Here is a 14,158-nt window from a genome sequence, read left to right as displayed (position 1 = left end):
GGATTCGGGTGGGGTCAGCTGGTGAAAGGTTGGCCGGTTGACTGCGTGGACGTAGGCGGGTGGGCGGCCGGTTAAGCATTCGACGGTGGGGTTGGGTGGGAGTCGCCGAAGGACATCTGGTGAGGTGAAAGGAGGCGACTGGGGCTTCGGTCTGGGTGGTTGAGGCGGTGAATGCCTGGCGGTAGTCATCCGGTGGCGCTTTGTAGTGGATGGCGGGCTGGCGGCTTCGGAGATGAGAACTACGGCCCGGCGAAGCTGAAGAGAGGACCGGTGACCGCGCAGCTGGCCGACTTGTCCGGAATGGTGGTACGGCGACGGCGGCGGTCTCCTCGGAGTGCATTGTCGACAACAGGGCACGACGCCGTAACCCGCTCGCGACGGTCTGCTCGATGAAGGCGACCGGTACGCCGCCCCAGCGCCCGGGTCTCCGGGTCGACGCGATCGAATCTGTTGCGCCGAGCGCCGGAAGAGTCATGCACCCGTGACACCAGAAACCGCGGAACCCAGCCGCACCGGAGCGCGTCGGAGTGCACGAGAAATGCCGCCGGGACATTTCGGCACCAAAATACGTTGACTTCTTTGTGGCCCTTGGGTGAGACTAATGCCCGCAAGGAACAACAGACCGAGGAGATCACTGTGACCGGGAAGTGGAACGCAAGAACGGCGTGGCGGGATGCCATCGCCTTGCCGGCGTGCCCGCGACCCGTGCGCGCCGAGCGATCCGTCTGCGACGAAGCCTTCTGTCACCAGCTCGACACCGAGCTGAGCCCGAGCATGGACGGCCCACCTGGCTGATCTCCACAGGAGATCCTCTCCAGGAGCCGTCTGAGCCGGGATATCCGGCACCAGGCGGCTCTTTCGTTTGCCTGCATTTCCGGTCACGTCGGTGCGCAATGGTTGCGGACCGGATTCCAAACCCGCGTCGCGAGGGTTCGATTCCTTCCACCGATGCTTTCCTCGGCATTCACGAATGCCGACACGAACAATGACAACTGAACATTTCATCGCATTTCCACCGGACCGCCGAGGTCCGGTGGACCTTCCCTGCGGCGCCGCCCGTGCGCCGGGGAAGACGCCCGGGCGGGTCCCGGGCACCGTCCCCGAGGCCGCCGTCCCGGGGACGCGACCAGCTGTGGGCCAGTGGCCAGGCCGCCTCGTTCGGGATGAGGACGACGGGGGTTCGAGTCCCCCCAGCTGGACCAGGCGCCCGCAGGATGCTCAGCTACCGGCCGAGCGGGCGCCACGAACGTGCCCCCGCGACGGAAATCCGCATCACATCCGGCGCGGGGGCGCTGAACGCCCGTGGCTCAACAGGAGAGAGCACCGGTCTACGAAGCCGGGGGTGCAGGTTCGAGTCCTGCCGGGCGTGCTGTGTCCGAAGGAGAAGGCAACGCGCCGTGACCCGGTGGAAGCGGCTTCGAGCCCCGCCGGACACCCCAGCCGGCCGTCGCACACGAACACCACCCGGTCCGGCGCACCGCCGTACCCCGAACGCGATGACCTGCGGCTCTGGCCCAACTGGGAGAGGCGCCTGGCTCAGAACCAGGAGGTTCAGGGTTCGAATCCCTGGGGCCGCACCACTGGACCGACACAAAGGTCGCCGACCTCGCCGCGCGCTGTCGGGCACACTTGGAAGGGAGGAGGAACCACATGAGCGGTGTGATCGTGCTCAACGCCTCGTACGAGCAACTGCATGTCGTGTCGGTCCAGCACGCCATCCGGATGCTCGTCCGGGAGGTCGCCGTCGTCGAGGAAGCGCATGACGGCGCGAGCATCGGCCCGTTCCCTCTCCCCCGGGTGCTCCGCCTGGTCCGGTACGTCGTGACCAAGTGGCGGTACGCCTCCGGCAAACTGCAGTACACGCGGGCCGGCGTACTGAAGCGGGACAAGCACACCTGTGCGTACTGCGGTAAGCCGGGCGCGACCACCATGGACCACGTGGTGCCGCGATCCCGCGGTGGACGTGGTGAGTGGCTGAACGCTGTCGCCGCGCACGCGTCCTGCAACGAGAAGAAGGGCTCACGTACGCCGGAGGAGGCCGCGATGCCGCTGCTGTGGCAGCCGTGGATCCCCTCGCGTGCGGAACTCGCGATCTGACGCGGTACCCACCGGTGCCGCGTCAGCGCGATGCCAGGTGGGCGACGGTGTCCCACCCTCGGTTCTGACCCGAGGCCTCGCAGGTTCGACCCCTGCCCTGGCAGCTGTACGCCGCCCCGCGCGGCGCACGGGACTGGTGAGATAAGCCGAGTGTCAGGCCTAGCGGCAGCCGTCTCGAAGACGGCAGGTCCTTCACCGGGACGTCTGGGTTCGAATCCCAGTCTCACCGCATGCACACGAACGAGGAGAGTGGGGAGATGAACGTGGAGTTTCCGGTCGGTCTCAGTGGGGCGGAGGGCACTACGCTCATGTGGGCGCACGAGCACGAGGTCGGCGCGCAGGCACTGCAGCAGCTGCGGAACATCGCGGCGCTGCCGTGGGTGCACGGCGTCCGGGTGATGCCGGACGTGCATCTGGGCAAGGGTGCGACCGTGGGGTCGGTGATCGCCATGAAGCAGGCGGTGTCACCGGCTGCGGTCGGGGTCGACATCGGCTGTGGGATGGAAGGTGTGCTGACCTCTCTGGCGGCCGCCGACCTGCCGGACGACCTGTCGGCGATCCGGTCGCGGATCGAGGCCGCCGTACCGGTCGGGTTCCGGGCGCACGAGAACCCGGTGAGTGTGCGCAAGCTGGGGCTGGACCGCGGGTGGGACCGGTTCTGGGGTTCGTTCTCGAGCCTGCACGACGGGGTGCAGGACCGGGAGAAGAAGGCGCAGCAGCAGATGGGTTCGCTGGGTGGCGGCAACCACTTCATCGAGGTCTGCCTCGACGACGAGGACCGCGTCTGGCTGATGCTGCACTCGGGCAGCCGCAACATCGGCAAGGAACTTGCCGAGCGGCACATGCGGATCGCCCGGGCGCTGCCGCACAACGAGGACCTGCCGGACCGTGACCTGGCGGTGTTCCTGTCGGGTACGCCGGAGATGGACGCGTACCGGCGTGACCTCGCCTGGGCGCAGGAGTACGCGTCGCGCAACCGCGCGGTGATACTCGCCCTGGTGATGCAGGCGGTGCGCGAGTCGTTCACGCAGGAGGTCCGGTTCGAGCGGCCAATCTCGTGCCACCACAACTACGTCGCCGACGAGCACATCGACGGGCTCGACCTGCTTGTCACCCGCAAGGGTGCGATCCGGGCCGGGCTCGGTGACCTCGGGCTGATCCCGGGGTCCATGGGCACGGGGTCGTACGTCGTTCGCGGTCTGGGGTCGGAGCGGTCGTTCTACTCGGCCTCGCACGGGGCAGGCCGGCGGATGAGCCGCAACGAGGCGAAGCGCCGGTACACGGTCGACGATCTGATCGCCCAGACGGCCGGCGTGGAGTCCCGCAAGGACGCCGGCGTGGTCGACGAGATCCCGGCGGCGTACAAGGACATCGAGTCGGTCATCGCCGCTCAGTCCGACCTGGTCGAGGTCGTGGCCCACCTCAAGCAGGTCATCTGTGTAAAGGGCTGAACGGGTCCTGCCGTGGTCAGGGGACACGGCAGGACCCGTTGGTGAGGTCCGCCTGCAGGCAGGGGCAGCGGTCTGCTGAACCGTCGGCCGGGATCCCCCGGTCCGCGAGTTCGAATCTCGCTGCCACCGCTCGAGCACCGCTCGGGCCCCGTTGGTCTAGTGGTCAGGACGTCCGGTTCTCATCCGGAAGATCACCGGTTCGAATCCGGTACGGGGTACATGGTTCTGTGTAGGGGCGGTGCCTGACGAGTGCGTGGTTCTTCGGAAGCGGAGGCCGCCGACGCCGTCTAGCGTTCGGTGGTGTGGGGAGGCAGGCTCGCGATTGCTGCGAGCTCTGCCGGTCGAGGAGCGGCGGGTGGTCGTGAACGGCGTATCCACAGTCGTTCTCGAGGGCGGGGACGGCCCGCCGCTCCTGCTCCTGCACGGAGGGATCGAGTGCGGCGGTGCCTACTGGGCGCCGGTCGTTCCGAGGCTCGCGCGGGATCACCGTCTGGTCGTCCCGGACGTGCCGGGACGAAGCAGGTCCACGATCACCTCGACGTGCCGACCACTCTGCTGTGAGGCGCGGGACCGCTTCAGTACCGCTGGCCCTTGCCGTCACGGCCAGCGATCGAGCAGGTCCGGCCGTGGCGGTCGAAGCGCCGACGCACAGCCGGATGGTCGGCGGTCATCGCAGGATGTGTGGTCGTCACGGCCGCGGTGAGAGCGGCCGGAGGTACGACGCTGGCGGAACCCGTCAAGCTGGTGACGACCGGGGTGTACGGCGTGAACCGCAACCCGATGTCCGTCGGCACCACGCTGTTGTACCTGGGGATCGGCCCGATCACGCGATCCGGATGGGCCCTGGCCATGCTGTCCCTCACCTCCGCGGCGACACACCGCGGCGTGCCCGCCGGGGAACGCCGGTTGAGTGAGCAGTTCTCCCGAGAGTTCCGGCAGTACTGCGGCGCAGTCCGTCGATACCTGTAGGAGCGCGCAAACCGTCAACAATCCGACAGAGAGGAGGACCGGCTATGGCCGACCTCAGGAACAGAAAGCGAGTGCCCGGCGACAGGACCGGTGCTCCGGTGAAGCAGGGTCACGCGATGCGCCGGGTGCGCCTCGCCTGCGGGCACGTCCAGCGTGACCGGATCGCCCACCGCGGCGATCACGTCTGGTGCGAAGCGGACTGCTCCGACTGGGTCCGCGTCGTCGCGGTCGAGGAGTAGGTCGTACTGCTGATCCCGCGCGGTAGGCGGGGGATCAGCAGACACGGCCTCAGCACCCGGGGGTACGCCGTGCGGAACGACGTACCCCGCCAACCTCTGGTGACGGATGCACGTCCGGCTCTCCGAAGGCCGGATCCCTGGTTCGACTCCAGGCAGGGGGACTCAGAGGAACAACTTGTCCGGGTTGAGCAGGTTGTCCGGGTCGAAGACGGACTTGATCTCGCGCTGAAGCCGCAGGCCGACCGGTCCGAGCTCCTGCGCGAGCCAGTGGCGCTTGAGCTTGCCGATACCGTGCTCGCCGGTGATCGTGCCGCCCAGTGACAGGCCGAGCTCCATCACCGCCCCGAAGGCCTCCAGCGCCCGTGCCTCGGCGGCGGGGTCGTTGCGCTCGAAGATCACGGTCGGGTGCATGTTGCCGTCGCCTACGTGCCCAGGGCAACAGATCAGTACATCGTACTTCGTGCCGATCTCCGCGATCCCGCGCAGCAGCGCGACCAGTTTCGACCGCGGTACGGCGACGTCGTCGACCAGCGTGATCCCGAGCGGCTCGAGCGCCGGGTTCACCAGTCGGCGCGCCTCGAGCAGCATCCGCGACTCCTCGGCATCCGACGCCTCGGCGACCTCGATCGCGCCGTGCTCGGAGCAGATCGCGGCGATCCGCGCGACGTCGTCGGCCGCTCGCGGTCCGCGGTCGGACTGCGCGATCAGCAGCGCACCGACGTCGGCGGGCAGCCCCATGTCGCGGTAGTCCTGGATCGCCCGGGCGGTCGGCCCGTCCAGGAACTCGAGCAGCGACGGCCGCAGGCCGGACGCCATCACCGCGGCAGCCGCGGCGATCCCGTCCTCGATGGACAGGAACGTGGCCGCCGCGGTCAACGCCGCTTCGGGCGCGGGCCGCAGTGCGAGCGTCGCCTCCGTGACGACTCCGAGCGTCCCCTCGGATCCCACGATCAACCGCGTCAGGTCGTACCCGGCGACGCCCTTCGCCGACCGGCGGCCGGTCCGGACGACCTCACCCGACGCCAGCACCACCTCCAGTCCACGCACGAAGTCCGACGTCACGCCGTACTTCACACAGCACAGCCCACCGGCGTTGGTCGCGATGTTGCCACCGACCGTGGACATCTCCCACGACGACGGATCCGGCGGGTAGAACAACCCCTTGTCCAGCACCGCCCGCGACAACTCGGCGTTCACCACACCCGGCTGCACGACCGCTACCTGGTCCTCGACCGAGACCTCCAGGATCTGATCGAGCCGCGACGTCGACAGCAGCAGGCAGCCGTCCAGGGCGTTGGCCGCACCGGACAGCCCGGTCCGCGCTCCCTGGGTCACCACCGGCACGCCGAACGAACCGGCCGCCTTCAGCACCTCCGACACCTCGGCGGTCGACGACGGCCGCACGAGTACCCGCGGTACGCCGGCCGTGCAGAAGGTCGCGTGGTCGTTGCGATGAGTGTCCAGTACGTCGGGATCGTCCAGGACGGCCTTGTCACCCAGGGACGAGCGCAGCCGGGCGACGAGGGGATCGGTCATCCTTCATCCTGTTCGGCGAGGAGGCGCAGGATCAACTCGGCCCGGCGGACCCGCTCCCGGCCGAGCGCCTCCGCCGTACCGGCCAGGTGGGCACCGACCGGGTAGATGTTCGGCGCGTTCCGCAGCCCCATCTTCAGGTAGACCGGCGCCGCGACCCGGACGATCTCCGGTACGTCGTAGAACCGCACGTGACCGCCCTGGTCGTCCGGGACCTCGATGTACATGTCGATCGGCACCGAGGTCACCGACCGGATCTCCGCCAGCACGGGCACCGGCAGGTCGGTCGACACGTTCAGGCTGGTTGCGCCCAGCCGCTCGTACAGCCGGGCCGTCGGCGCGTTCGCCAGCGGCATCAGCACGGACGTCTTCAGCACCAGGTCCGACGGCAGCGACCCGTCGACCTTCAGCTCACCGAGGATCTCGAGGACGCCGAGATCGCCGACGAGCAGGCTGCGGACACCGAGCTCGACCGCGCGGAACGCGTCACACAACGACGCGGCCACCATCTCGTTGCCCCGGGCAACACCACCGACGGCGGCCGACACCTTGGCCTGACCACCGATGTCCCAGGCGCCGCGCGGGCCGAGGAACAGGCAGACCTCGACGCCGGACGACGCACCGAGCGACAGCATCTCCTCGATCTCGCCGTCGGTCAGCATCATCACCCCGCTGCCCTGCGACACCCGGTCGATGGTCACGCCCCGGGTCTTGGCCTCCTCCAGCACGGCCGCCATCACCCGCGGCCCTTCACAGGAAGGGATCTCCACCTTGTACGGCGACCCGCCCGGGAACGTCGACGTGGACGTCTCGCCGGGGCGGAAACCGCGATCGGACAGCAGCGCGTGTGCCTCGCGAAGGTTCATGCGTCACTCCAGGGTCCGAGCCGGCCGGCCGACGTCAGGTCCCGAGCCGTCCCGGTGATCTCCAGGTCGAAGCGGTCACCTGCCTCGGTCAGCAGTGCCGGCGTCACCATCAACTCGTTCGGGGACAGGGTGTCCTTGATCCGGGCCAGCCGGAGCTCGGACCAGTCGCGCCGCCCGCACATCGTGGCGGCGGCGAGGACGGCGGCCTCGTCGTCCTCCATCACCATCGGCAGCCGGGACCGGCGGGCTCCGCCGGCGCCCGACGTCAGCGCGTTCACGTAACTCACCCGCAGGTCGATCTGCTCGAGGATCCGGGCCGGGATCACGTCGGCCAGGCCGAGGCCGGAGGCGTTCCCGTGCGACGCCGGGGACAGCGAGTGCACCGTGATCGCCGCGATCGACGGCGACTCGAACTCCGGGATTCCGTGCACCCAGCACCGGCCGATCACGTTCGTGTCCATGCCGGCGCCGGACTTGTCCTTGCCGAGCTCGTCCACGACGAGGACGTCGAGCTCGTCGAACGGCAGCCGCCCGAGCAGGCTGCCGGCCCTTTGCAGCAGGGCGTTCTCGGCCGGTCCGGCGATCCCGTCGGCGCCGACGAACTCCACCGACGCCGTCCGCTCGAGGGCGTTCTCGAGGATGCCGAGGCCGCCGAGGATCTTGCCCTGGGCAATGACCATCCGGGCGGCCGCCTCGATCGACGAGCCCAGCGACGGGATCCCACCGGCGTGCAGGGAAGCCGCGCCGGCGTGGTTGCCCAGCCCGATCGCCAGGATCTTCGCGAGGCCGCTCTCGATCGGGCCGCGGAAGTCGGTGTGCGGTTTGATCCGGTTCACCAGGAGGACGCCGTCCGCCTTGGCGGCGATCGCGTCGTGGTGCACCGGCGTACCGTCGTCCAGCGTGCCGACGACGACGGTCTCCATCGTCGCCTCGACCGGGCAGCCGACGGACTCCGGGGTGATCCCGAGGCCGGCCAGCATCCCCCGCTGCCCGTCGGCGGTCGCGCCGCCGTGCGAACCCATCGCGGGTACGACGAACGGCGCGGCGCCCACGGCGGTCAGCCAGTCCACAGCCGCGCGCACCACCGGGACGAGGTCATGAATGCCGCGGCTGCCCGCGGTCACCGCGATCCGGGCGCCGGGAAGGATGCGCTCGCGCAACGGCTCGAGCGCAGCCTGCGCCTCGGCGTACGGATCGGCCGAGGCCGGGAGGTCCGGCAGCAGCCACCGGACCGGCGTGACCTGCGGGATCACGCCGTCCGGCCGGAGCCCGCGGATGCTCTCGAAGGGCCCGAGTGAACGCCCCGCTCCGCTCGGAGGTGGTGCGGACGCTGCCATCAGTGGCTCTGGCGGGCTACGGCGGAACCGGTGCGGCCGACGAGGAAGTCCAGGTCGCAGCCCTGGTTCGCCTGGGTGACGTGGTCGACGTACAGCCGGGCCCAGCCGCGGTCGGACGGTGGCGTGGGCGGCTGCCAGTCGGCGCGCCGCTTCTCCAGCTCCTCCTCCGGTACGTCGAGGTGCAGCCGGCGCGCCGGGACGTCCAGCTCGATCCAGTCGCCCGTCCGCACGAGCGCCAACGGTCCACCGACCGCCGCTTCCGGCGTGACGTGCAGTACGACGGTGCCGTACGCCGTACCGCTCATCCGCGCGTCCGAGATCCGCACCATGTCGTCGATCCCCTGCTCGGCGAGCTTGCGCGGGATCGTCATATTGCCGACCTCCGGCATCCCCGGGTAGCCCCGGGGACCGGCGTTCTGGAGCACCAGGACGGTGTCCTCGTCGACGTCCAGGTCGGGATCGTCCACCGCCTTGTCGTAGTCCTCGATCGCGGTGAACACCAGCGCCTTGCCACGGTGCCGCAGCAGCCGCTCCGACGCCGCCGACTGCTTGATGACGGCACCGTCCGGAGCCAGATTGCCCTTCAGTACCGCAGTCCCGGCGCCACTGCCCAACGGGTTGCCGACGGCCCGGATCACATCGGTGTCGACAGTCCGCTCGGCGTTCGCGACGTTCTCGCCGATGGTCTTGCCGGTGACGGTGACGGCGTCGGTCTTGAGCAGCGGGAGGATCTCCCTCATCACGGCGGGCAGTCCGCCGGCGTAGTAGAAGTCCTCCATCAGGTACTTGCCCGACGGCTGCAGGTCGACCAGCCACGGGACCCCGCGGGCCCACTCGTCGATGTCGTCCAGAGTCACGTCGACACCGACCCGGCCGGCGATCGCCAGCAGGTGGATGACGAAGTTCGTCGACCCGCCGATCGCCGCGTTCGCCCGGACCGCGTTGGCGAACGCGTCCCGGGTCAGGATGTCGCTCGGCTTGAGGTCCTCGTGCACCATCTGGACGATCCGCTGACCGGTCTGCTGGGCGATCGAGTAGCGCCGCGAGTCGACCGCGGGAATGGCCGCTCCACCGGTCATCTGCAGGCCCAGCGCCTCGGCCATGCAGGCCATCGTGGACGCCGTACCCATCGTCATGCAGTGTCCGTTGCTGCGGGACATGCCCGACTCGGCCGCCGCGTAGTCCTCCTCGGACATCCGCCCGGCGTTGCGGTCCTGGGTGAACCGCCAGACCGCCGTGCCTGAGCCGATGTCGCAGCCGCGGAATTTGCCGTTCAACATCGGGCCGCCGGTGACGACCATGGTCGGCAGGTCGACGCTGGCCGCGCCCATGATCGAGCCGGGGGTGGTCTTGTCGCAGCCGGTCAGCAACACCGCGCCGTCGATCGGGTTGCCGCGCAGCGACTCCTCGACGTCCATGCTGAGCAGGTTGCGGAACAGCATGGCGGTCGGCCGCAGCATGGTCTCGCCGAGCGACATCACCGGGAACTCCAGCGGGAACCCGCCGGCCTGCCAGACGCCGCGCTTCACCGAGTCGGCGAGCCGGCGCAGGTGCGCGTTGCACGGGGTCAGCTCGGACCAGGTGTTGCAGATGCCGATCACCGGCCGGCCGTCGAACACCTCGTCGGAGAAGCCCTGCGCGCGCATCCAGGACCGGTGGATGAACCCGTTGCGGTCCTTCTCGCCGAACCAGTGGTCGAAGCTGCGCCGCCCGATCGGCGCCTCCGGCCGCTCGCCGCCGAAACCACCACCGGTCTTCTCGGGCGTCGGCTCACCGGGTACGTCGCCCGGGAGCACCGGGTCGGCGTCGACCGGGTCGTTGGTCGGGGGAAGATCGCTCATCGAGACACCTCACCTGTTGTCACGGTCCCGTTCACCCGTCGGCTGATGCCGGCGGGGTTCGAGTCCTTCAGTACGGCGGGGAGCACCGCGTCGGGTGCGTCGTGGTAGGCCACCGGGCGCTGGAACCGGCGGGCCGCGGTCACACCGACGCTGGTGTGGATCGACCCGACGGTCGAGGGGAACGGACCGCCGTGGTGCTGCGCCCAGGACACGGCCACGCCGGTCGGCCAGCCGTTCCAGAGCACCCGCCCGGCCCTTGCCGTCAGCAACGGAAACAGCTCACCGGCCAGCTCGGTGTCGGCGTCCTCGGCGTGCAGGGTCGCGGTCAGGTTGCCATCGAACGCCTCGACGGCGGCCTTCAGCTCGTCGACCCCGTCGTACTCGACGACGATCGAGACCGGGCCGAAGCACTCCTCGAGGATCTCGTCGCGGCGCGCGACCAGTTCGGTGACCGTGGTCTGCAGCAGCGTCGCCGCGCCGGACGACCAGACCCGGATCCCCTCGACCTTCTGCAGCCGGTCCAGGCCCGACGTGAAGCCCTCCTGGATCCGGTCGTTCAGCATCTTCGCCTCGGCCACGCCGCCGGTCGCCGCGGCCAGCTGCTCCTGCAGACCGTGACCGGCGGGCAGGAAGAGCAGGCCCGGCTTGGTGCAGAACTGGCCGACGCCCAGGGTGAACGAACCGACGTACCCGGTGGCGATGTCCTTGCCGCGGGCATCGACCGCGGCCTGGGTGACGAAGACCGGGTTGAGGCTGCCGAGCTCGCCGTAGAACGGGATCGGCTCGGTCCGGGTGACCGCGATCTCGTGCAGCGCCTTGCCGGCCGGGACCGATCCGGTGAACCCGGCCGCGGTGATCCGCGGATCCTTCAGCGCGGTGACGCCGACGTCGAAGCCCTGGATCAGGCCGAGCGTGCCGGCCGGCGCACCGGCGGTCCGCAGCGCCTCGATCATCACCTCGGCGGTCCGCACCGACAGTTCGGGATGGCCCGGGTGCGCCTTGACGATCACCGGACAGCCGGCGGCCAGCGCGGACGCGGTGTCGCCGCCGCAGACGCTGAACGCGAACGGGAAGTTGCTGGCCGCGAACACCAGCACCGGGCCGAGCGGGACCAGCACGCGACGCAGGTCGGGACGGGGCACCGGCTTGGCGTCCGGGTCGGCGGTGTCGATGACGACTTCCAGCAGCGAACCCTCGTCGAGCACGTCCGCGAACATCCGCAGCTGACCGCTGCTGCGCGCGACCTCGCCGCGCAGCCGGGCCTCCGGCAGGGACGACTCCCGCATCGCGACCGGCACGAGCTCGTCGGCGGCCGCGTCCAGGGCGTCCGCGACGGCCCGGATCCACCCGGCCCGGACGGCGGGCTCCGAGGCGCCGAGCGCCGGTGCGGCCGACGCCGCGTCGGCCAGGGCCTGCTCGAGCTCGGCGGGTGTGGTGTCCGGGGTCATCGCTTCTCCTCCAGGTTCTCGGTTGCCAGGAACGCGAAGGGTTCCCGGCCTGCTGCCACCGTATTCGTCAGCGTGCCGACCTCGGCGATGGTGATCGTGATGACGTCACCCTCCGCCAGCGCGAAGTCGAGCTCGGGCACGATCCCGGTACCCGTCGCCAGGATCACGCCGTCCGGGAAGTCGTTCGGCAGGAAGAGGACGTCGATCAGGTCCTGCAGCTCCCGCACCAGCTTCGCGGTGGACGTGGTCTCGGCGAACACCTCGTCACCGTCCCGCTCGATCACCAGCGCGATCTCCAGGTTCTTCGGGTCCGCGACCTCCCAGGCCGGACGGATCCCGGTCGCCAGCGCGCAACCGCCGGCGAACAGCTTGGCCTGCGGCACGTACAGCGGGTTCACGCCTTCGATCGACCGCGAGCTCATGTCGTTGCAGACCGTGAAACCGACGATCTCACCGTGGCTGTTGGCGACGACCGCCAGCTCCGGCTCGGGGACGTCGTGCCCGGAGTCGGTCCGGATCCCGACCGGCTCGCCGTCGGTCACCACCCGCCAGGCCGGCGCCTTCTGGAACAGCTCCGGCCGCTCGGCGGTGTACACCTTGTCGTAGACGGACTGCTCGGCGCTCTCCTCCATCCGGGCCCCGCGCGACCGCTCGTAGGTCACGCCCGAGCACCAGACCTCGCCGCGGTGGTCCAGCGGCGGCAGGAACCTCAGCCCCTCGACCGGCACCGACTCGCCGACCTTCGCGACCGCGGTCCGCAGCTCGTCGGCGGTCAGCCGGAGCAGTTCCGCGACGCTGCCGACGCCTTCCACCGGAGCCACCGTGCCGTCGGTGCGCACACCGACGACCGGCCGCCCGCCGGGGGACTGGTAACGAACCAAATGCATGGGTAGACCTTTCACATCGAGGTGCCGAGAAGACCGCGGGTGATCTGGAAACCGACATTGCCAGAGGCGACTGCCTTGGGAACGATCCGCCGGCTCGCGACCGCGGCGACGGCGTCGAGTCCGGCGCGGGCCTGGTCCGCCGCGTCGCCGGTGGCGACCGCGTCGAGGTCGTCGCCGTACCTCGCAACCGTCTCCGGGTCGTTGCTGAGCTCGACGACCGGGACGAACCGTTGCGCGGACAAGGTGCCGCCGGCCACGTGCGCGAGGAGTTGCTGCACCCCGCCGGCGCCGAACCCGGTCGCGGTCTCCATCCAGTCCGTGCCCGGCATCCGCATCACGTGCCAGCCCGGCTCGGCGAACCGCTGCCCGTGCGCGACCGTCGACTCCACCCGGTCCGCCGACCCGAAGGCCGCCGTACGGAAGACGTCGTGCGCCAGCAGGGCACCACGCGACGACAGTACGACGGAACCGCCGGCGCCGACGATCTCGCGGCCGATCAGCGCCATCGCCTCGGCCGTCCCGGCGGACAACGGCCCGCGGGCCTCGAGTCCGACGGTGAGGTCGCCGAGGGTCCCGTCGTACTCGACCGGGGCCGGGAGGTCGAAACCGCTGAACCAGTCGCGCACCTTGGCGCCGACGGCTTCCAGCCCGCCGTCGGCCTGGATGCTGGCCCAGCCGAAGCGGGCCGGATCCGCGCCGGCCTCGACCAGGCGGGACCGGAAGTAGTCGTTGTGGGTCTTCTCACAGCCGTGCTCGAGGAGCAGCGCGATCCGGGTGTTCGGATGCAGCAGGTAGCCGAGCATGGTCCGCGCGAACGTCTCCTCGGAGGCGCCGCCGCTGCTGCCGCACCCCTCGGTGTGCGGCAGCGCAACCATCCGGGTGACCGCGTCACCGGCCCACTTCTCCAGCTCCGCCTGGGCTGCCAGCCGCAGCGCGATCTGGCCCGAGCACAGGCTGGTCGGCAGGATCAGGCCGACCGACTCCGGCACCAGTCGATCGTCGACCGACAGTAATCGGACGGGTGTCCGCGCGTTCGTCCCGAGGCCGGTCAGCGGCAGTCCGGCCAGCGGGGCGTCCCGGTCCTCGGACGGGAGATCGGCCAGGCTGCGGCTCATCCGGCCGTCGGTGGTGATCGAGATGCCCGCACGCGGAGCGCTCTGGCGCCAGTTCCGCCAGATCGACACCTGGCTGTGGCCGGCCCGCTCCCCCGCGCTCGGCTCGCCGGACGCGACCCGGACGGTGAGGTCGAAGGTGTCCGCGGTCAGCTCGGCCATCGGCGTACCGGTGAGGTAGCGGCCGGCGTCCACGTCCATTTCGGCCTGCAGCCGCTCGTACCTCTCGGAGGTGGTGACGAACTTGAGCGTCGGGACGAACGGGAAGTTGGTGATGGACCCGTTGCCGGTGGTGAAGAAGATCAGGTTGCAGCCACTGGCGACCTCGCCCGCGACCGACTCGAGGTCGTTGCCGGGGCTGTCCATGAAGACGTAGCC

12 protein-coding genes and 6 tRNA genes are annotated in these 14,158 nt (G+C 70.1%); 11 read left to right on the top strand and 7 right to left on the bottom strand.

The window, feature by feature from the left end:
• The first annotated feature begins 1,126 nt into the window (after positions 1-1,126).
• The 11 genes from E1218_RS30460 to E1218_RS30415 all read left to right on the top strand — a co-directional run bounded on the left by E1218_RS30460 (position 1,127) and on the right by E1218_RS30415 (position 4,756).
• Positions 1,127-1,202: transfer RNA gene (locus E1218_RS30460), tRNA-Pro, on the top strand.
• Between the two features lie 94 nt (positions 1,203-1,296).
• Positions 1,297-1,369: transfer RNA gene (locus tag E1218_RS30455), tRNA-Arg, on the top strand.
• A 134-nt stretch (positions 1,370-1,503) separates the two neighbouring features.
• Positions 1,504-1,580 (top strand) — tRNA-Leu (locus tag E1218_RS30450).
• Between the two features lie 70 nt (positions 1,581-1,650).
• Complete coding sequence (locus E1218_RS30445; RefSeq protein WP_132326481.1) at positions 1,651-2,097, top strand: HNH endonuclease; 447 nt, start codon at positions 1,651-1,653, stop codon at positions 2,095-2,097.
• Between the two features lie 135 nt (positions 2,098-2,232).
• Positions 2,233-2,326 (top strand) — tRNA-Ser (locus E1218_RS36305).
• Position 2,327: 1 nt separating this feature from the next.
• Positions 2,328-3,548 carry an RtcB family protein gene (locus E1218_RS30440; RefSeq protein ID WP_233712581.1) on the top strand — a complete coding sequence of 407 codons (1,221 nt, stop codon included), beginning with the start codon at positions 2,328-2,330 and terminating at the stop codon, positions 3,546-3,548.
• 37 nt (positions 3,549-3,585) lie between these two features.
• Positions 3,586-3,677, top strand: a tRNA-Ser gene (locus E1218_RS30435).
• Positions 3,678-3,693: 16 nt separating this feature from the next.
• A tRNA-Glu gene (locus E1218_RS30430) sits at positions 3,694-3,766 on the top strand.
• 20 nt (positions 3,767-3,786) lie between these two features.
• A complete protein-coding gene (locus E1218_RS38315) occupies positions 3,787-4,251 on the top strand; it encodes an alpha/beta fold hydrolase (protein ID WP_407657648.1) in 465 nt (154 codons plus the stop codon).
• The gene (locus tag E1218_RS30420) at positions 4,140-4,517 is read left to right on the top strand and encodes a methyltransferase family protein (RefSeq protein WP_132326479.1); all 378 of its coding nucleotides are present in this window, start codon (positions 4,140-4,142) and stop codon (positions 4,515-4,517) included. The genes E1218_RS38315 and E1218_RS30420 overlap by 112 nt, the downstream gene beginning before the upstream one ends.
• Before the next feature lie 44 nt (positions 4,518-4,561).
• The gene (locus tag E1218_RS30415; protein ID WP_132326477.1) at positions 4,562-4,756 is read left to right on the top strand and encodes a hypothetical protein; all 195 of its coding nucleotides are present in this window, start codon (positions 4,562-4,564) and stop codon (positions 4,754-4,756) included.
• 162 nt (positions 4,757-4,918) lie between these two features.
• Here the strand turns inward: E1218_RS30415 and E1218_RS30410 are convergent, their stop codons facing one another.
• The 7 genes from E1218_RS30410 to E1218_RS30380 form a co-directional block, all read right to left on the bottom strand.
• On the bottom strand, positions 4,919-6,292 hold the full coding sequence (locus E1218_RS30410; protein WP_132326475.1) for an FAD-binding oxidoreductase: 1,374 nt from the start codon (positions 6,290-6,292) through the stop codon (positions 4,919-4,921).
• Positions 6,289-7,155 (bottom strand): U32 family peptidase, encoded by an 867-nt coding sequence (locus tag E1218_RS30405; protein WP_132326473.1) that lies wholly within the window; start codon positions 7,153-7,155, stop codon positions 6,289-6,291. Before E1218_RS30405 ends, E1218_RS30410 begins: the two co-directional genes overlap by 4 nt.
• Positions 7,152-8,492, bottom strand: a complete 1,341-nt coding sequence (locus tag E1218_RS30400; RefSeq protein WP_132326471.1) for a nickel pincer cofactor-dependent isomerase, group 22 — start codon at positions 8,490-8,492, stop codon at positions 7,152-7,154. The genes E1218_RS30405 and E1218_RS30400 overlap by 4 nt, the downstream gene beginning before the upstream one ends.
• Positions 8,492-10,333 (bottom strand): IlvD/Edd family dehydratase, encoded by a 1,842-nt coding sequence (locus E1218_RS30395; RefSeq protein WP_202866276.1) that lies wholly within the window; start codon positions 10,331-10,333, stop codon positions 8,492-8,494. Before E1218_RS30395 ends, E1218_RS30400 begins: the two co-directional genes overlap by 1 nt.
• Positions 10,330-11,781: an aldehyde dehydrogenase (NADP(+)) gene (locus tag E1218_RS30390; protein ID WP_132326469.1), complete on the bottom strand. Its 1,452-nt coding sequence runs from the start codon at positions 11,779-11,781 to the stop codon at positions 10,330-10,332. The genes E1218_RS30395 and E1218_RS30390 overlap by 4 nt, the downstream gene beginning before the upstream one ends.
• Positions 11,778-12,668 (bottom strand): fumarylacetoacetate hydrolase family protein, encoded by an 891-nt coding sequence (locus tag E1218_RS30385; protein WP_132326467.1) that lies wholly within the window; start codon positions 12,666-12,668, stop codon positions 11,778-11,780. The genes E1218_RS30390 and E1218_RS30385 overlap by 4 nt, the downstream gene beginning before the upstream one ends.
• A gap of 11 nt (positions 12,669-12,679) precedes the next feature.
• Positions 12,680-14,158 (bottom strand): UxaA family hydrolase (locus E1218_RS30380; RefSeq protein WP_165949483.1); only part of this gene is annotated, 1,479 nt, incomplete at its 5' end.

The organism is Kribbella turkmenica (assembly GCF_004348725.1).
Taxonomy (GTDB): Bacteria; Actinomycetota; Actinomycetes; order Propionibacteriales; family Kribbellaceae; genus Kribbella; species Kribbella turkmenica.
The sequence above is the reverse complement of the archived record's forward strand: the minus strand, read 5'-3'. Positions and strand labels throughout refer to the sequence as shown.

Excerpts from the sequence above, each read along its gene's own strand:
- E1218_RS30445 (WP_132326481.1), top strand. The coding sequence starts at position 1,651 with ATGAGCGGTGTGATCGTGCTCAACGCCTCGTACGAGCAACTGCATGTC.
- E1218_RS30440 (WP_233712581.1), top strand. The coding sequence starts at position 2,328 with ATGCACACGAACGAGGAGAGTGGGGAGATGAACGTGGAGTTTCCGGTC.
- E1218_RS30415 (WP_132326477.1), top strand. The coding sequence starts at position 4,562 with ATGGCCGACCTCAGGAACAGAAAGCGAGTGCCCGGCGACAGGACCGGT.
- E1218_RS30410 (WP_132326475.1), bottom strand. The coding sequence starts at position 6,292 with ATGACCGATCCCCTCGTCGCCCGGCTGCGCTCGTCCCTGGGTGACAAG.
- E1218_RS30405 (WP_132326473.1), bottom strand. The coding sequence starts at position 7,155 with ATGAACCTTCGCGAGGCACACGCGCTGCTGTCCGATCGCGGTTTCCGC.
- E1218_RS30400 (WP_132326471.1), bottom strand. The coding sequence starts at position 8,492 with ATGGCAGCGTCCGCACCACCTCCGAGCGGAGCGGGGCGTTCACTCGGG.
- E1218_RS30395 (WP_202866276.1), bottom strand. The coding sequence starts at position 10,333 with ATGAGCGATCTTCCCCCGACCAACGACCCGGTCGACGCCGACCCGGTG.
- E1218_RS30390 (WP_132326469.1), bottom strand. The coding sequence starts at position 11,781 with ATGACCCCGGACACCACACCCGCCGAGCTCGAGCAGGCCCTGGCCGAC.
- E1218_RS30385 (WP_132326467.1), bottom strand. The coding sequence starts at position 12,668 with ATGCATTTGGTTCGTTACCAGTCCCCCGGCGGGCGGCCGGTCGTCGGT.